Below are 18,297 nucleotides of genomic sequence, written 5' to 3'. Positions count from 1 at the left end.
GGCAGCCAACCCCAGGAAAAGCCGATGCGCAGAGCGACCATCAAGGACGTTGCCGAAAAGGCCAAGGTATCGCTGAAGACGGTGTCGCGGGTGATCAACAACGAGCCCTCGGTGATGCAGGCCACCCGTGCGCGGGTGCTGCGTGCCATCGCCGAGCTCGACTACGAACCCGATCCGTCGGCGCGCAACCTGCGCAGCGGCACCACCTTCGTGATCGGGCTGGTGTACGACAACCCCAACCCGTACCACATCATCGGCGTGCAGAACGGCGTGCTCGCGGCCTGCCGCGAAACCGGCTTCGGCCTGCAGATCCATCCGTGCGATTCCAGTTCGCCGCTGCTGGCCGATGAACTGGCCGACTGGGTGCAGCGCTCGCGCCTGGCCGGGCTGGTGCTGACCGCACCGATGTCCGAACGTCGCGACCTGGTCCAGGCGCTCACCGCGCGCGGCATCAAGCTGGTGCGGATCATCGCCGCCACCGAAGATCCGGCTGATGGCGCCTGCGTGTTCGTCGACGACCGCGAAGCCGCCTATGAAATCACCGAGCACCTGATCCAGCTGGGCCACCAGCGCATCGGCTTCCTCTGGGGTGGCACCTCGCACCGTTCTTCGGGCGAACGCTACGCCGGTTACGAGGCCGCGCTGAAGGACTACGGCATGACCGTGGACAAGCATCTGGTGGTGCAGGGCGACTACACCTTCGACGATGGTTTCCGCGGTGCGCGGCGCCTGCTGGCACTGCGCGAACCGCCCACCGCCATTTTCGGTTCCAACGATGAAATCGCCGCCGGCGTGCTGGCCGCAGCGAAGTCGGCCGGCATGAACGTCCCCTACGACCTGTCCATTGCCGGCTTCGAGGACAGTCCGTTCTCGCGCCAGTCGTGGCCGCCGCTGACCACCGCCAAGCAGGCCACCGAAGACATCGCCCGCCATGCCGCGCGCCTGCTGATCGCACAGCTGCGCAGCGATGCCTACGACGATGCGCCGGCGCCGCTGCACAACCAGGGCTTCGTGCCGCAACTGGTGGTGCGCGGCTCGACCGCACCGATGCGTCCTGCCGCCGCTCGTCCCCTCCCTTCCGATCCTTCCTGAGCCTGCCATGTCGCTGTCCGATCCCACCGCCACCCTGATGTTCGCCGAGGCTGCCGAAGCGGCCGAGGTCGTTGCCCGCCAGTTCGCCCGCAACCACGCCGTGATGGAGACGCTGGCAGCCAGCCTGCGCGCTGCGCCGCCGCCGTTCGTGGTGACCTGCGCACGTGGCAGCTCCGACCATGCCGCCACCTACGGCAAGTACCTGCTGGAAACCCAGCTGGGCCTGGTCGTTGCCTCGGCCTCGCCATCGGTGGGCTCGGTCTACGCGGCACCGCTGCAGCTGCGCGGTGCGTTGTTCATTGTCATCTCGCAGTCCGGCAAGAGCCCGGACCTGCTGCGCAATGCCGAAGCGGCCAAGGCCGCTGGCGCGCGCGTGGTGGCGCTGGTCAACGTCGAGGATTCTCCGCTGGCACAGCTGGCCGACACGGTCATTCCGCTGCATGCCGGCGTGGAGAAGAGCGTGGCGGCGACCAAGAGCTACCTCGCTTCGTTGTCCGCGCTGCTGCAGCTGGCCGCGTACTGGAAGCAGGACAGCGCGCTGCGCAATGCACTGGACCTGCTGCCCGATGCGATGCGCGAGGCTTGGCAGTGCGACTGGAGCGCGGTGACCGATGGCCTGGTGGAGGCCAACAACCTGTTCGTGCTCGGCCGTGGCCTCGGCCTGGGCGCGGCGCAGGAAGCAGCGCTGAAGTTCAAGGAAACCTGCAGCCTGCATGCCGAGGCCTACAGCTCGGCCGAGGTCAAGCATGGTCCGATGGCGCTGGTCGATCGCGGCTTCCCGGTGCTGGCCTTTGCCCAGCCCGATGAGACCGGCGCCGGCACCCGCGCCGTGGCTGAAGAGTTCACCGCACGTGGCGCCAAGGTGTGGCTGGCCGGTGCCGGCGGCAACCTGCCGGTCGCTGCCGCGCCGCATCCGCTGTGCGCGCCGCTGCTGACGGTGCAGAGCTTCTACCGCGCGATCAATGCACTGGCGCTGCGCCGCGGCTTCAACCCGGATCTGCCGCCGCATCTGAACAAGGTGACGGAGACGGTGTGATGGCAACCGTCCTGCGCAATGCCCGCATTCTTGCCGGCGATGAGTTCCGCGATGATCTTGCGGTGGTGATCGAAGACGGCCACATCAGCGCGCTGCTGCCCGACGCGGCGCCGCAGCTGGGTACGGCCGACGAACAGCTGGATCTGGGCGGTGGCTGGCTGCTGCCCGGCTTCATCGATGTACAGGTCAACGGCGGTGGCGGCGCGCTGTTCAACAACACGCCCGACGTCGAGTCGCTGCGTACGATTGCCCGTGCGCATCGTCGTTTCGGCACCACGGCGATGCTGCCGACCCTGATCAGTGACGATGTGGTCGTGATGCGCGAGGCCATCAGCGCGATGCGCCAGGCCATCGCACAGGGCGTGCTTGGCGTGATCGGCATCCACCTGGAAGGCCCGTACATCGCACCGGCGCGCAAGGGCACGCACGATGCCAGCAAGTTCCGCGTGCCGGACGAGCAGGAAATCGAACTGGCGTCGTCGCTGGACAACGGCGTGACCCTGCTGACCCTGGCGCCCGAGCGCGTGCCGCTGGAGACCATCCGCGCGCTGGTCGAGCGTGGTGTGATCGTCGCTGCTGGCCATACCGCCGGTACCTATGAAGAAATCCGTGCCGGCCTCGATGCCGGCATTCGCGGCTTCACCCATCTGTACAACGCGATGTCGCCGCTGCAGGGCCGCGAACCCGGCGCGGTCGGCGCGGCGCTGGAAGATCGCGACAGCTGGATCGGCATCATCGTCGATGGCGTGCACGTGCATCCGGCCAGCCTGCGGGTGGCGCTGGCGGCCAAGCCGCGTGGCCGCCTGCTGCTGGTGACCGACGCGATGCCGCCGGTCGGTGCCGACGATCCGAGCTACGTGCTGTATGGCGAAACCATCACTGCCGTCGACGGTGTGGTGCGCAACGCGGCCGGTTCGCTGGCCGGTTCGGCGCTGGACATGGCCACTGCCGTGCGCAACACCGTGCAGTTGCTGCACCAGCCGCTGGCCGAAGCCGCGCGCATGGCATCGACCTATCCGGCGCAGTTCCTCAATGTCGATGATCGCCTGGGTTACATCGCCGAGGGCTACCAGGCCGACCTGGTGCTGCTGGACGACGCGCTGCAGGTGCGTGGTACGTGGATCGCCGGCCAGTACGAGGCGGCCTGACGATGAGCAGCGCGCCGCCACGCCGGTTGGGCTCGATCGACGCCCTGCGCGGCATGACCGTGGCGGCGATGCTGCTGGTCAACAACCCAGGGGACTGGAGCGCGGTGTTCGCACCGCTGCGCCATTCGGACTGGCACGGTTGTACGCCGACCGACCTGGTGTTCCCGTTCTTCCTGTTCCTTGTTGGCGTGTCCATGGCCTTCAGCGTCGCACCGCGCGCGCTGGATCCGGCCGCACGGCCTGCGCTTGCACGTGGCGTGCTGGAACGCGCGCTGCGCATCGCCGTTGCCGGTGTGCTGCTGCACCTGCTGGTGTGGTGGGCACTGCACACGCACCATTTCCGCATCTGGGGCGTGCTGCAGCGCATTGCGCTGTGCGCGGCCGTGGTGGGCGTGCTGGCGGTGCATGCGCGCCCGCGCGTGCAGGCGGCCGCGCTGGTGGCGCTGCTGGTGGGTTACGCCGCGCTGCTGCTGGGCGTGGGTGACCTGGCGCCGTGGACCAACCCGGCCAGTCGCCTGGATACCACCTTGTTCGCGCCATGGATCTACCAATGGCAGGCCGATACCGGTCTGGGCCATGACCCGGAAGGATTGCTGAGCAGTCTCGGCGCATTGGCCAGCACCGTGCTGGGCCTGCTGGCCGGTGGCCTGCTGCGCAGTGGCCGCGCCGGTGCATTGGCCGCGCTGGGTGCGGTCACCGCCGTGTTTGGCCTGCTGCTGGCGACCGTTCTGCCACTCAACAAGCAGCTGTGGACGCCCAGTTACGTGCTGTGGACTGGTGGCCTGGCCGCGCTGGCATTGTGGCTGGGGCACCTGCTGATCGACCGCAAGGGATGGCCGGCGCTGGGTCGGCGCTTCGGCGTCAATGCCATCACCGCCTATCTGGGTGCCTCGGTGATGTCGGTGATCCTGCTGGCCACCGGCGCCTGGGGTTGGGTCTGGCACCAGTTGGCCGCAGCGATGCCCCAGGCGCTGGAGCTGGCCTCGATGCTGCAGGCGCTGGCGTTCGTCGCGCTGTGGTGGGGCGTGGCGTGGTGGTTGGACCGACGTCGCATTTATCTGAAGATCTGAGCGCGGCAAAGATCGTGGAGAACGGCCCCTCCACGCATGGCGTGGATCTACTGGGCATGGCCCATCCGGGTGTGGATCCATGGCTATCCAGGCGTGGCATGCCCGCTGTAAATCCACCATCCGGGCGATGGGCAATGAATCGGTTCATCGACATGCGGGCTGCGTGACTACTTCCCGGTTTCACAACGAAAGCGTGACCGACTGCCGATAAGTTCACCTATCGAAACCATTCATGGCAGGGCAGACTGCATCAGCAGTGTCGTACAGAGCATCCGCAGTTCCTGATCCCCCGACCCAGGAGTGCTGTATGTCCCATGTCGTCCCGCGCGGATTCCGCCAGCGCCGCTTGACTGTTTCCCTGCTGCAGATCCTGGCGATGCCCTCGCTGCTCGCCCTGTCCGCCCCTGCCGCCTGGGCCGGGTGCGATGCGACGGCTCCCGTGGCCGGGCAGACGGTCACCTGCAGCAGCACCGCCCCCAATCCCGAGACAGCAGCCATCAGTGCCACTGGCGCGACGGGCATCACCGTGAATGTTGGCAATGGCGCGCAGCTGCAGCAGGCCGGCGCGGGCAGCGCCATCTCCCTGCTCGGCGCGGGCGGGCACGTGCTCACCAATCTCGGTGCCATCAGCTCGGCGAGCGGTACCGCGGTACAGCTTGGCGGCGGCAGCCGCGTCGACAACACCGGCAGCATCAGTTCCGGCAGCGGTATCGCACTGCAGTTCAGCGGTGCCGGCGACAGCGAACTGGTCAACCGCGGCACCATCAGTGGCAGCAGCGGCGTGCAGTTCGGTGCCGGCAACGATCGTCTGCAGATGCTGGCCGGCAGCATCAGCGGCGGCGTGCAGCAGGGCGATGGCAACGACGTGCTGCTGCTCAGCGGCGGCACCATCGACAGCCTCGACCAGGGCAATGGCGATGACCAGCTGACCGTCAACGCCGGCACCATCACCGGGCTGGTGACGCAGGGCAGTGGCCGCGATGATTTCGTCATGACCGGCGGCACCATCGGCGCCCTGCAGCAGGGCGACAACATCGACACCTTCCGCATGAGCGGTGGCCGCATCGTTGGCGCGTTCGAAGATGGCGACCAGGCATGGATGACCGGCGGCCGCATCGGCCGCGTCAACATGAAACTGGACAAGAACCTGTGGGACATGTCCGGCGGCACTGTCGACGGCAACGTGGTCACCGGCTTCGACACCGACACCATCATCATCTCCAACGACGCCTACATCGGCGGCAACATCAGCGTCAGTGGCGGCGCCGACAGCGTCACCATCACCGGTGGCACGGTGCGTGGCCAGGTGCTGCTGAGTACCGGCAACGACACCTTCAACTGGAATGGCGGCGGCATTGTCTACGGCGCCATCGACATGGGCCCCGACGATGACGTCGCGACCCTGGGCAATCTCAACCAGGCCAACCTCGGCGCTGTACCGCTGTTCGATGGTGGCACCGGCAGCGATCGCCTCAGCTTCAACAACCTCAAGACCGCTGGCGTCGGACGCTTCCAGAACTGGGAAGCGATCAGCCTGGCCAGCAGCACCGAGCTCACCTTCGATGGCGACCTGGTGCTGGGCGACAGTGCCACCGGCACCGGCAGCTTGAACGTGGACGAGACCAGCACGCTGTTCGCGGGTGGAGGCAACCATGCGATCCGTCCGTTCGCGGCAGCTGCGCTGGTGAACATGGTCAACGCCGGACGCATTGATCTGACCAACAACAGCGGCGCCAGCGATGCCTTCACCATCCGTGGCAACTACCGCGGCGACGGCGGCGGCGTGTACCTGCAGACCGTGCTGGGTGCAGACGACTCAGCCAGCGATCGCCTGGTCTTTGATGGCGGCACCACCACCGGCAGCACCGGCTTGGGCATCATCAACACCGGTGGCGGAGGAGCGGCCACGCTGGTCGACGGTATCCTGGTGGTGCAGGCGCTGAACGGCGCAACCACCGCGCCAGGTGCGTTCTCGTTGTTCGCACCGGTCTCGGCCGGTGCCTACGAGTATTTCCTGTTCAAGGGCGGCGTCAGCGCCGGCACCGGCGAGAACTGGTACCTGCGTTCGACATTGGCGGCCGGGCCGACGCCCGCGCCGAACGGCGGCGGCGAAGTACTGCCACCGCCACCGCCGACGCCCCCGGTGGCGCCACCACCGCCGATTCCCCCGGCACCCCTACCGCCGCCAGAGGGCGCCACCGATCCGGACCTGACCGCAGGCGAAGCCGCACCGCCGCCGCCGCCGCCGGAACCTGCACCCGTAGCGCCGCCCAGTGATCCACCCGTACCGGACGTGCCGGTGGCCGGTGGCAGCCTGCCCGGTACCGGTTCGCCGCCGCCCAGTGCGGGGGCAAGGCCCGCCGCGCCGAACGAGAACGGCCTGGTGCCGCTGTACCGCCTGGAGACCGCGGCCTACGCCGTGGTGCCACCGCTGCTGCGCGAGACCTCGCTGGCCAGCCTGGGGACCTTCCATGAGCGCCAGGGCGAACAGCGCCTGCTGTACAACCAGGGCGCCTTCCGCACGGCATGGGGACGGCTGGTCGGGCAGAGCAGCGAGATCCACTGGAAAGGCGATGCACGGCCCGGCTTCGATGGTGACGTGATGGGTGTGCAGGCAGGCCTGGATGTGTGGGCTGCCAGCGGTGACAGCCACCGCAACCAGATCGGCGTGTTCGTCGGCCGCACTCGCGCCGATGGCAGGATCACCGGCCTGGCGGTGGGCTGGGACAACGTGTTGGTCGGCCAGAGCCGGTTGGACGACAAGCACGTGGGCCTGTACTGGACGTTGACCGACAGCAGCGGCGGCTACATCGACGCGGTGGCGATGCAGAGCCGCTACGACGGCCGCACGCGCTCCTCGCGCGGGCTGGGCATCGACCTCAAGGGCGATGGCACCACGCTGTCGCTGGAAGCGGGCAAGCCACTGCTGCAGTTCGGGCAGTCATCGTGGTGGCTGGAACCGCAGCTGCAGGTGATCTGGCAGCGCAGTTCACTGGATGACCAGCGTGATCTGGTGTCCACCGTTTCCTTCGACAACGACAACGCCTGGACTGGCCGCGTCGGCCTGCGCCTGGCGGGCGATTACCAGTTGGCCGACAACGGCTGGCAGCCGTACTTCAAGTTGAACTACTGGCATGGCCGTTCGGGCGAGGACCGCATCCTGTTCGACAGCGACGCGATCATCAATTCGCAGCGCTCGCGTGCTGTGGAGGCCGGTGTCGGCGTGGTCGGGCGCTTCAACCGCACGATCAGTGCGTATGCCGTGGCCGACTACACCCGCGAGGTTGGTGGCAGCGACAACGGCAAGCGCCGCATCATCGAAGGCAACATCGGCCTGCGCGCGGACTGGTGACGATCGCCGCTTGGGTGGGTGTCGACCTCGGTCGACACGAATCCCTCCAGCGCCATGACCTGCTCTGGTAGGTGTCGACCTCGGTGGACACGAAGCCCTCCAGCGTCATGACCCGCTCTGGCGGGTGTCGACCTCGGTCGACACGAATCCCTCCAGCGCCATGACCTGCTCCGGTGGGTGCCGACCTGGGTCGGCACGAATCCCTCAAGCGGCATGACCCGCTCTGGTAGGTGTCGACCTCGGTCGACACGCCTTTCCACCAATCAAGCAATCCCAACGCCGCTTCATCACAACGGCGAACGCCCCAGCAACGCGCCCGCGTGATCGGCCAGCAGCTGTACCGCATGCAGCAGCCCTTCCTCCGTCAGCGGCGGGCACTGCGCTTCCGCGTCGTCCAGTTCACGCGCGGCCTGCGTCGCCAGCAGCACACCCGCCAGCGCCGACAACGCCAGCAGGCAACGCGTGGTGCAGGCCAGATCGCGCGCACGCGCCGGCGTGATGCGCAGTTCCGTCCACGGCTCGCCGTCAGCGGCGTGGCAGCGCGTGACGTCGCGCAGCCGCTCGAAGAAGGCGGGCGTGGGGGCAGCTTCATCGGCTTCGGTCAGCGCGTCTTCCAGCGCCTCGGCGGTGGCGTTGGGCAGCTGCAGGTCGGGCAGGGCATCACCCAGCAGTGTGTGCAGGCGCGGATAGGTGGGGTAGAGCGTGGTCATGGCAACAACCTCATAGGGCTGGGCCACCTGCGGGATGCAAGGTGGCGGGCGGTGCGGGTTGGCGTGCCGGTCAAAATCCAAGCGAAAAAGCCGACGGATCGCGAGGATCCCCACGCACCGCCCACCATGGGCGAGCAGGTGCATTGTCGTGATTGCCGTTGAAGCGGCAACGCGATCGCTTGAATGTTTGATTCAGGACGCCAATCCCGGCCAGCGCAGGTGGCGCCGGCACAGCGACCTTCGCGCGTTTGCCAGCGTGCCGACATGGGCAAAGTTGTAAATCGCAGTCCGATCCTGACGTGCCTGATGCGACACGCCGCGCGGCGGCCAAGGCGTTATGCTTCGCCTTCATTCAACGACAGGGAGATGTCGATGCGGAACAGCAAAGGATTGCCGGGGCGTGCCCTCCTCATCGCCGCGCTGCTGGCAACGACCGCTGCCACTGCGGCCGACGCCATCGAGATTCCATCACCCGCCGCACAGGCACAGCTGCTGGACATGCTTGAACGCGAGGCGCTGTACCGAGGCAGGGTCGATTGGCCTGCCACGCGCACGCGGCTGAAGGATGCGCAGGGCGATCCGGCCAAGGTCCGGACCGTCCTGGCCGAGGCCATCGGTCGCAGTTCAGGCGGTCACGGCAGCTGGATGACCCCGCAACGACAGCAGCAACGTGTGGAGCGTTTCGCCCGCGAAAACGCCACCGCCGCTGCCCGCAGCGAAAGCGACGCCGCTCGCGCACGTGACCCGCGTATCGGCCAAGTGCTGATCGAGGGCTATGCGGCAGACCCCGGTGCGCCGCCGCAGCAGCTGCAGCAACAGAACATCCAGCGTGCGGTGCGTTGGCAGAACATCATCCGTGAAAAGGACAGCACGCCTCGCTGTGGCTGGATCGTCGACCTGCGCGACAACACCGGCGGCAACATGTGGCCGATGCTGCTGGGCGTTGCGCCGCTGCTGCGCACTTCGGCGATGGCTATCGAGGACGTGGGCTCATTCGAGACCGCCGACGGTCCGGTACGCTGGCAGACCACTGCCAGTGGCGTGCGCATGGGCGAGGCGACGCGCCTGGATTTCGGCCAGCCCGGCTATCTGCCCCGCCAGGTTGGCGCGCCGGTAGCGGTGTTGACCGGCCCGCGCACCGCCAGTTCCGGCGAAGCGACCGTACTGGCGTTCCGAGGCCGGGCGCAGACCCGCAGTTTCGGACAGCCCACGGCCGGTGTATCGACGGCCAACGTGGTGCGCCGGCTGGTGGACGGCAGCGCCTTGGTGCTGACCACCAGCGTCATGCGCGATCGCAACGGAAATGGCGATGGGCGGAAGATCGTGCCGGACCAGGCCACCGCTGGCGATGACGCCACGGTAGCGGCGGCCGAAGCCTGGTTGCTGGCCCAGCCGGCCTGCAAGGACGGCTGAGCCATGCTGCTGATCGGCCAACACGAGCGGGTGCTGATTGTCGGCCCCACCGAATCCCACCACTGCCTGCGCTGCCAGACCGAAACCGAATTCGCCCCGCAGCTGCGCTACAGGATGGCGCGCATCGACCTGCTGTTCGGCTTCGTCTACCAGCGCCGCTACGAGATGGCCTGCACCGGCTGCGAGCACGGCTGGGTGCTGGATACCGAAAGCATGGACCAGCAGCTGGGCGGGGTGCCGATCCCGTGGCGACACCGCTTCGGCCTGCCGGTGATGCTGGTGGTAGTAGCCGGGCTGGCGGTGGCGGGGTGGATGTGGCGGCATGGACACGTCGCTTGAAGACGCGGCCTGCTAAAGTTGCAGCCAGCAACCACGTACCGGAACCGACCATGGACCACGAAACGCCGTTCGAACCAGCCAACGACCTGGAAGTGCGCCTGCTGCAGGCCCAGGACGGAACCCTCACGGCCTCGCAGTTCCTCGACGGCCTGCTGACCGCGCCGGTGTTCGTGCTGCTGGACAAGGCCATCGGCGAAGACGGCGCCTGGGACGAGAGCATTTCGCCGCTGGTGCTGACCAGCGAAAGCGGCGAGCCGATGTTTGCGGTGTTCACCGCGCCCGAGCGCGCGGAGATCTGGCACGAGCAGCTGCCGCAGTTTGCCCACGCCATGCCCATCGCGGTGCATGCGCTGCTGTCGGGCATCGGCGAGGGCGTCGGCCTGGTGCTGAACCCGGGCCTGGACGTGGGCATGGAGATGATCCCCGATGCGGTGGAGCAGTTGAAGCAACGCGCGGCGGCGATCACCCGTGGGATGGCGCACTGAGAGTCCCCGCGCCCAGCTCGCTGCCGTTTTCAGACAGGCCACTTGGCAGATGCAGTCCTCCTGTTCCGGTCCTGGTCGGCGTTTCGTATTTTTCCTAGCGAGCGCGGCACGTAGGTAGCGCCTGCGTTTCGCGGTAGACCTGTCTGCCGCGTCGCGTTTGCCTCTTCATCGGCGCCCATTCCCGCAACACGCTCATGATCCCTTGATCCTGTGCGCGTTGCCCCATGGATGGCTCCGTTCCTTCTTCGCAATGGTTTGCCCTGCGCTCGGCGTTGGCGACGCCCGGGGATGCGCATCGCTTCCTGAGACTGCATACATCGTGTGGCCCGGATGCGCTGGTGGCCGAAACCCTTGATGGCATCGAGCAGATCGACGGCATCGGTTTCCAGTGGACGATCACCGCCCTGTCGCTGGACGCCGGCCTGGCGCTGGCGCCGCTGATCGGGCAGGGCGCGCTGCTGCAGCTGCAACAGGCCGACGGCAGCGTGCGCCCGCTGCATGGGCGCATCACCGCCGCCGAGCGGCTGGGCAGCAACGGCGGCCTGGCCCGCTACCGGCTGCGCCTGCAGCCGTGGCTGGCATTCCTGTCGCAGCGGGTGGACAGCTACGTCTTCCACGACAAGACCGTGGTGGAGATCGTCGAGGACCTCTTCGCCGACTACGGCACGCTGGCGCCGGCCTGGCGCTGGTCGCTGGCGGACGCCAGCCAGTACGCGCGGCGCAGCCTGACCACCCAGTACCAGGAAAGCGACCTGGCCTTCGTCCAGCGCCTGCTGGCCGAGGAAGGCATCTATTACTGGTTCGAGCATGCCGGCGAGCCCGGCGGCGCGGACTTCGGCACGCACACGCTGGTGCTGGCCGACCACAGCCATGACACCGCCGACCTGGGCAGCGTGCGCTTCCATCGCCGCGACGAGAGCGAGCGCAGCGACAGCGTGCAGCAGTGGTCCACCGCGCACCGCTGGCGGCCGGGCAAGGTCGAGCGCGCCACCTGGGACTACCGCACCCTGGAGCGCCGCCAGGCCAGTGCTGAGGCCGGGCAGGGCAACGATCTGGGCATCGTCGACCGCGATACCTGTGGCCCGTATGGCTGGCAGGACAATGCCCGCGGCCAGCGCCGCGCGCAGCAGCACCTGGATGCGCTGCGCGTGCGCGCGCACACCATCGAGGGCGCCGGCCAGTGGCGGGCACTGGCCCCGGGCGCACGCTTCGGCCTGTCGCAGCATCCGCAGGTGGGCGAGGGCGCACAGTTCCTGTGCCTGTCGGTGCGGCACCAGGCCCGCAACAACCTGGATGCCGACGTATTCGATGCGCTGGAGCAGACCCTGGGACCGGCCAGCGTGGCCGCACCGGCGTTGCCCGGCGCGCTGTCCGGGCTGGCCTACGGCGATGCGCCCGGCGAGGTGTCCACCGCGTTCTATGACAACCGCTTCGTCGCCATCCCGTCCGAGGTGACGTACCGGCCGCAGACCGAGGACGGCCACGGCGTGCACCTGCATCCGCGGCCGACCATCACCGGTACGCTCAGCGCGATCGTGGTCAGCGATGGCGATCCCCTGCTGTCCGACCGCGACCACCGCATCAAGGTGCAGTTCCCGTGGCAGCGTGGCGGCAACGCCAGCAGCGGCCTGTCCCATCCCGGTGGCGACGACAATGCCCCGGCCAACGGCGGCGCCTGGACCTGGGTGCGGGTAATGACGCCCTGGGCCGGCGACAACTGGGGCGGCGTGGTGCTGCCGCGGCGCGGGCAGGAAGTGCTGGTGGCGTTCCTGGAAGGCGACATCGACCGCCCGGTGGTGGTCGGTGCGGTCTACAACGGCCGCGGCCAGCAGGATGCGCAGCACAACCAGATCAACGGCGGCGGCGCCAACGCCACCGGCAACGCGGCGGCCTGGTTCGAGGGCAACGACCACGCGGCGGTGTACACCGGCTTCAAGAGCCAGGCGCTGGCCGACAGCCAGGGCGGTACCGGCGGCTACCAGCAGCTGCGGTTCGACGACACGCCCGGGCAGGGCCGCGCGCAGCTGTCCACCACCCAGCACGAGACCACCCTGACGTTGGGCCACCTCAAGGGCGGCCAGGACAACGTGCGCGAAGGCGAGCGCGGCTTCGGCGTGGAGCTGGCCACGCAGGCGCAGGGGGCACTGCGCGCCGGCCGCGGCCTGCTGCTCACCACCGAGCAGGGCACGCCACAGATGGCCGCGCCGCAGGCACTGGGCCAGCTGCAGGAAAGCCAGCAGCTGCTGCAACAGCTGGCCGAGTCCGCAGCCAACCAGCAGGCACAGCTACCCAGTGACCCGACCGAGCTGCCGGTCGACACGACCCTGACCGAACTGCAGGAAGCGCTGCGCGCCACCCATAGCGGCAGTGCGGCGGGCAGCATCGCCGGCGGCGATGGCGAAGCGCCGGGCTGGAGTTCACCGGTGCTGCTGGGCAGTGGCGTGGCCGGCGTGCTGAGCCTGACCCCGGCCGACCAGGTCTGGGTGAGCGGCACCCATACCACCCTGGCCAGCGGCGTGGCGCTGAACTGGATGACGCAGGGCTCACTGACGATGGCCGTGGCCGGTGGCCTGGTGCTGTACACCGCCGGCGTGCAGCCCAGCGCCGGGAGCCCGAACCAGGAGCGCGGCATCGCGCTGCACGCAGCGCAGGGCAAGGTGAGCGCGCGTGCGCACAAGAACCAGGCGATCGTGGCGGCCAGGACGCAGGTGCGTATCGCCAGTACCGAGGCGGACGTGCAGCTGTCGGCACCGAGCAAGCACCTGCTGGCGACAGCCGCCGGGGCCTACATTCGCATTGAGGGCGACAACATCGAGCTGGGCGCGCCGGGGAAAGTGGAGTTCAAGGCGAGCCAGCGGGAGTGGGTGGGGCCGGCGAGCATTTCCGGCGAGGCAGGCGTTCCAGCTGGGCAGTTCAAGGGGTGTGAGCCGCACTTGAACGCTGCAGCGCGCCGACACGAGGGGTACGCCGATGTCGGTTGAATCGTTGCGCGAACAGTTGGTCAGTATCGACCGCAGCAGTGCGGGGCAATGCCACCTGCTGGTGCAACCGGCAGATGATCGATGCGAGGGGGATGAGGCCTTCGACGCGTTGCTGGAATCGGTCGGGATAACGCCGGTTCCCGTCGCCATTCGACAGATACCGTCGACCCTGTGGCCGTCCCTGATCCCCCTCGACCTGGGCAAAGGCGAGCACTCCCTGCTGTCCGGCAAGGCGGTGGAAATGGCGATGGCGCAGCGCTCGGCATCGTCGTTGCTGGCCGCGCGCCCACAACGTGCGTGTGCGTGGGTATGGACGCCGTTGCTGACACGACAATTGGCCAGGCAGCTGGCCGAGCGTGCGGTCGCGCATTGCCCGCATGCGCAGGGCCGGAAGCGATGGCTGCGCTTCTATGACCCGATGGTGACGGATCTGTTCCTGCAGTGCTCATCGCGACCGCAACGGGCGTATCGGTTTGAAGGTGTGACCACGTGGATGTTCCTGGATCGATGGGGAGAGTGGGCCATCAGCAACGCCGTCGCACCTGCACTGCCCGGTGACCCTGCGGTGTTCTGGCCCGAGCTGGAATGTATTGGTGCATTGAACCAGGCGTGGATCGGCGCGCTGCGAGCCGGAAGTCCGCCGGATCGCGCCACGCTCGCGCAGGTGCAGCGCAGTGTCGGAGAGGGGCGCCGTTGTGGTGTGTCCAGTGGTACTGATCTGGATCTGTTCGCCACGCATGGGCTCTCCATTGGCCCTCATTTCCACAGGCATCCGACGATCCAGGCATTGCTGACGCAGATCGCGCACGGTGGGCGGTATGGCGAGCTAATTCGACGGATTGGAGACACGGAGTGGCAGGACATCCGCATCGCGGCGTCCGCACATGCAAGTGCGATCAAGGGAGGCAGGACACGTGATGCGCGATAGCAGAGATGGGTTCGACACAAACGGGCCCTTCACCGGTGGCAGCAGTGTGGGGGTCCGCAGCACGGGTAGTCCAGACATCGTCGATCTTCCGACGGTTACCGCCACGCTGCCGGATGCGACAGAAAGATCAGCCTGCGACGTCTGCCGCTCCGCCGGGCTGGCCATCCTGCCGGTGCGCTACACGGTGGTGCCTGCCAGCTGCAACGTGGACCTTGGTGGCCTGTCACCCGCACACGCCAGCGATGTTGATGTCAGTGCAGCGGGATACACCTACGCGCTCAGAACATTGCGCCAGGGTCTGTTGTACCTGTACTACGAGCAGGGCCCCTACGGCCCGCAATACTGGGAATGCTACGCCATCGCCGAGAACGGCACCCTGTGGCGACAACCCACCGCTTACAGTGCGCGCGCCATCGCAGGTGGCGGCCTGCCCCGATGCGGCCGTAGTGGCCACGATCCGATGCGCACCGAGTTCATCACTATCCAGCGCCCGTATCTGTGTGGAACGGTCTGGCTGGCCTACTCCCAGCATCCCTGGACGCCCGCAACGCTGGAGCGCTACGGATCAGACCCGGTCCTTCGCGCTGAACGCATGCAGGCCATCGAGCCCGACAGATGGATCGCGTCGGCGAGAGCGGAAGGAGACCAAGCGCCATTGAGCGACGCAAGCGCGTTGGCCTCGATCATGGAGTATCGATGGCTGGACAATCCGTCAGGAGACCCGCAAGACCTTCCGTACAGCAGTGCGCTCCCGGTTGCCTCCAATCCGGACGGAGGGCTTCGCAAGGCGCGGCTGCACGCGCATGGCACGCGCTACCCGTGGTCGCGGCGGGACTACCCACGCAGCGACGGTGTCGACCCGCGCCAACAGCGTTTTGAACGTCTGCAGCAGCACAGCAGCAATGGGCGCATCGGCAGTGATCGCCAGGAGTACCCGCCCATGTTGCTGGGCCTGTGGGATGCGGTTGGCGTCGTGCACGAGCTCAGTGGCTACTGCAATGACCTGGTTGCCTGCATCAACCAGTTCAAGAGCGAGCGCGAGCTGGAAGTCAGCGCTGTTGACCAGATCGAACAGATCTCGCGCCTGCTGGAGCTCAATGGTGCTGTGATGGCAGGAAACTACGCAGAACAGACGGTGCGTGAGGTGGAGCGGCAGCGTCGCCTCGGCAATCCCTCGCTTCCCTCATGGGATCCCAAGGTAGAGCTTTCCGAGGAGGAGAAGCGAGAACTCGCGCGGGAATATGAGCGCCAGTTCCTGCCGCTCTATCTGCAGGACGCCCAGGACGCGTGGAAGAACAAATACTGGCCACTGATTGACGAGCCGCGTTTCACCGCGTTCAAGAAGAACATGGACGCGATGGCGCAGCAGGTACTCGACCGGATGGCGCCGAAGATGCGTGTGCTGGTTGCCTGGCTCCGCCATGATCTGCTGCTGGTGACGCTGGAGGACTTTGATGGACAGTCCGCTGCGCAGGGAGTGTGGTTTGAGGAGATCATCACTGAGGCGATCGCGGTGCTTGGCATGCACGAGATCGGCCGAACGCTGTTGACTGAACTGGCTGGCGATCTGGCTGTGACCGGCAGATCGTCCCTGCTGTGGCGAGTCATTGCGCAGAACCAGGACGCTGCCCGGCAAGAGCTGCAGCAGACGCTCAAGGCGGCTGAGGCCGGGGCCAACACCATTCTGTCCGCCGCAGGTGCGAGCTGGGCGGCATTTGTGTCCGGGACGGCGCATCTGAAGACCTTCATCTCCAACTATCGCAAGCTGGAAGCCGCGCAGAAGGAGGCAGTGCCATCCACCGCCAGTGCCCGCATCCTTCGAGACAGTGGCGTTGATCGCTTCGTCACCACCGCCGGTGCGTTCCTGCTGAATCGGTTCCCGCTCAATGGCATCCAGGACACCGCCGGCAATGCCATGGTCCGGTTTGTGCTTCTGACCCGGTCGTTGATGGAACGCGATGAGGCCATCAGCCTGGTCGCCGAAGAGCTCAGTAGTGGCCAGCAGGGCAAACGCTACTTTCTGGAGCGCATCCAGTTCTATCGCGCCAAGGGCAGTGCACTGCCGATGCAGTTCGCGCTTCGGGACTTGGAGCTGCACTACGGCGCGCTGGCGATGCGCAAGCGTTGGCAGGCCGCGGCAGAGAGCAGTCGCAACGTGGTGCGCCTGAATTCGCTGACCGGCGTGCTGGAGATGGTGAACTTCATCCATCTGGCCACGAAGGTGGATAAACAGACGCGGGACTACGCGACGCTATTGGCCTCTGGAATGTCGCTTGTGGCCGTGTATACCGGTGTGCACGAGACTGTGGCGAAAGAGTTTTTTGGAGCGGGCAGTGTCAGTGCCGTACGGATGAAGGTTGCCGGGAGTGTGATGGCGGGGGCGGGTAGCTTAATTGGGGCGTATTACAGCCTGGAAGAAGCTGATGGGACTGTGAGGAAAGGCAACTACGCTCATTTCACAGCGCTCTTGGTCAAGGGCGGGGCGGCAGGAGCAGCTGGATCTGCTCATTTTCTGACGGCGCTTGCTTATTCTTCCCCGGTGATCGAACGGACTGTTGGGAGAAATGCACTAACTTTAGGTCTGAGGGGGCTGCATGCTGGACTTGAAGTTGCCGCAGGAAGGGAGGGCGGACATATAGTCGCATCGCAAGCAATGAAACGTGTCGGCGTATGGACTTTGCGACTGAGTGGCTGGGAGGTGGCTTTGATTCTGCTGGCTATAGAGGCGCTGATCTGGGCGATTAGTCCAAACGAGCTGGAGAAATGGTGCGCGTCCAACTCCTTCGGAAAAAGGGATGAGAAGAAGGGTGGAAGTTCTTATGCAACAGCGCGGGAGCAGCAGCTGGCGTTTGAGAAGGCGCTCGGTGCCGTGTCTGCGAGGGTGCAATGAGCACTGAAATTCAGGTAGATCCTACTGGCAGTGGCCCGCTTGAAACTGAGGTTGGAACAATTGTGGATCTGAGGGTTCAGCATTACGTCAAGAACGTATTCTGGCGGGAGGGTGATCGGGAGGGGATGGCAGCCACCGGTGCATTCGCAGCGGCGCTAGGCCTTAGTGGACCAGCAGCAGGCATGGCTATGATGTCTGCGGAGGAAATGGAAGAGCCAGTTACCAAAGTTGAGTTCAGACTTGGTGAGATGGCTGTGGAAGGGCTTCTCTGGAACTGGCCTTTTAACGAGGGTGACATTGTTCGAGTTGTTGGTGCACGGAACGACGAAGGAAGATTTTTTGCTATCTCGGTTCTTGATGAGGATAGAAGGCTGATTGTTTCCTATCCGCATGTCAGTGCTGGTACGTTGGCGCATTGGATTTCAGTGCTTAAATATTCGCTTGTGATTTCAATTCCGTGGTGGGGGCTGGTAATAGCTTTCTATGCATGGAAATTTTATGCGCCATTTCACCTGTTGGTTCAGTCCTATTTGGTGGGGGTTCTTGTTTTTTGTGTGATTGGGTATCGAGTTGGTCGTAGATTTGTCAGTTATGCCAAATTGGCGGATTCAGTTTTTTCTACGCTTGGGTGGAAGGGGCCTAGGGGAATAAATCTTCGTAGAGTGACCAAGAGGAAGCGACAGGCAGGTGATCATGTCGCTCTGGGTGATACCTATTTCAGATATTGAATTCTCTACATCAGTGTTGGGGTGATGGCCGGCAGATGCTCGATCGGTTGACCTGAAAGTAGAATTCCGCTTGATACGGAGGCTGGTGTGGTCTCAGAGCTTTTTGTTGAGCATGCGTTCGAGGA

Annotated in this window: 13 protein-coding genes; 12 read left to right on the top strand and 1 reads right to left on the bottom strand. The window is 66.1% G+C overall.

The genetic code is table 11. From position 1 onward, the window contains the following. Positions 1-24 precede the first annotated feature (24 nt). From LMF57_RS16955 to LMF57_RS16935, 5 genes are all read left to right on the top strand, one after another. Positions 25-1,092, top strand: a complete 1,068-nt coding sequence (locus LMF57_RS16955) for a LacI family DNA-binding transcriptional regulator (RefSeq protein WP_025878684.1) — start codon at positions 25-27, stop codon at positions 1,090-1,092. 7 nt (positions 1,093-1,099) lie between these two features. Next, the gene (locus tag LMF57_RS16950; protein ID WP_025878683.1) at positions 1,100-2,128 is read left to right on the top strand and encodes an SIS domain-containing protein; all 1,029 of its coding nucleotides are present in this window, start codon (positions 1,100-1,102) and stop codon (positions 2,126-2,128) included. After that, a complete protein-coding gene (nagA, locus tag LMF57_RS16945; protein WP_229290264.1) occupies positions 2,128-3,276 on the top strand; it encodes an N-acetylglucosamine-6-phosphate deacetylase in 1,149 nt (382 codons plus the stop codon). Before LMF57_RS16950 ends, nagA begins: the two co-directional genes overlap by 1 nt. Positions 3,277-3,278: 2 nt before the next feature. After that, the gene (locus LMF57_RS16940; protein WP_229290263.1) at positions 3,279-4,346 is read left to right on the top strand and encodes a heparan-alpha-glucosaminide N-acetyltransferase domain-containing protein; all 1,068 of its coding nucleotides are present in this window, start codon (positions 3,279-3,281) and stop codon (positions 4,344-4,346) included. 307 nt (positions 4,347-4,653) lie between these two features. Beyond that, the gene (locus LMF57_RS16935) at positions 4,654-7,698 is read left to right on the top strand and encodes an autotransporter outer membrane beta-barrel domain-containing protein (RefSeq protein ID WP_229290262.1); all 3,045 of its coding nucleotides are present in this window, start codon (positions 4,654-4,656) and stop codon (positions 7,696-7,698) included. Between the two features lie 287 nt (positions 7,699-7,985). Here the strand turns inward: LMF57_RS16935 and LMF57_RS16930 are convergent, their stop codons facing one another. Next, positions 7,986-8,408, bottom strand: a complete 423-nt coding sequence (locus LMF57_RS16930) for a hypothetical protein (RefSeq protein WP_229290261.1) — start codon at positions 8,406-8,408, stop codon at positions 7,986-7,988. Between the two features lie 372 nt (positions 8,409-8,780). On the opposite strand from LMF57_RS16930, the gene LMF57_RS16925 reads away from it, so the two are divergent. The 7 genes from LMF57_RS16925 to LMF57_RS16895 all read left to right on the top strand — a co-directional run bounded on the left by LMF57_RS16925 (position 8,781) and on the right by LMF57_RS16895 (position 18,172). Then, positions 8,781-9,821, top strand: a complete 1,041-nt coding sequence (locus LMF57_RS16925; protein ID WP_117311977.1) for a S41 family peptidase — start codon at positions 8,781-8,783, stop codon at positions 9,819-9,821. Between the two features lie 3 nt (positions 9,822-9,824). Next, a complete protein-coding gene (locus tag LMF57_RS16920; RefSeq protein ID WP_117311391.1) occupies positions 9,825-10,160 on the top strand; it encodes a hypothetical protein in 336 nt (111 codons plus the stop codon). A 50-nt stretch (positions 10,161-10,210) separates the two neighbouring features. After that, the gene (locus LMF57_RS16915; RefSeq protein ID WP_025878675.1) at positions 10,211-10,645 is read left to right on the top strand and encodes an SseB family protein; all 435 of its coding nucleotides are present in this window, start codon (positions 10,211-10,213) and stop codon (positions 10,643-10,645) included. Positions 10,646-10,869: 224 nt separating this feature from the next. Next, a complete protein-coding gene (tssI, locus tag LMF57_RS16910; protein WP_117311390.1) occupies positions 10,870-13,626 on the top strand; it encodes a type VI secretion system Vgr family protein in 2,757 nt (918 codons plus the stop codon). After that, complete coding sequence (locus LMF57_RS16905) at positions 13,616-14,554, top strand: DUF4123 domain-containing protein (protein WP_117311389.1); 939 nt, start codon at positions 13,616-13,618, stop codon at positions 14,552-14,554. Before tssI ends, LMF57_RS16905 begins: the two co-directional genes overlap by 11 nt. Continuing rightward, positions 14,544-17,444, top strand: coding sequence for a T6SS effector BTH_I2691 family protein (locus LMF57_RS16900; RefSeq protein ID WP_229290260.1), 2,901 nt, complete (start codon positions 14,544-14,546; stop codon positions 17,442-17,444). The genes LMF57_RS16905 and LMF57_RS16900 overlap by 11 nt, the downstream gene beginning before the upstream one ends. Then, positions 17,441-18,172, top strand: coding sequence for a putative type VI secretion system effector (locus LMF57_RS16895; RefSeq protein ID WP_162887694.1), 732 nt, complete (start codon positions 17,441-17,443; stop codon positions 18,170-18,172). Before LMF57_RS16900 ends, LMF57_RS16895 begins: the two co-directional genes overlap by 4 nt. Positions 18,173-18,297 lie beyond the last annotated feature (125 nt).

The sequence above is a fragment of the Stenotrophomonas sp. SI-NJAU-1 genome (genome assembly GCF_020883215.1).
Classification (GTDB): Bacteria; Pseudomonadota; Gammaproteobacteria; order Xanthomonadales; family Xanthomonadaceae; genus Stenotrophomonas; species Stenotrophomonas indicatrix.
The sequence above is the reverse complement of the archived record's forward strand: the minus strand, read 5'-3'. Positions and strand labels throughout refer to the sequence as shown.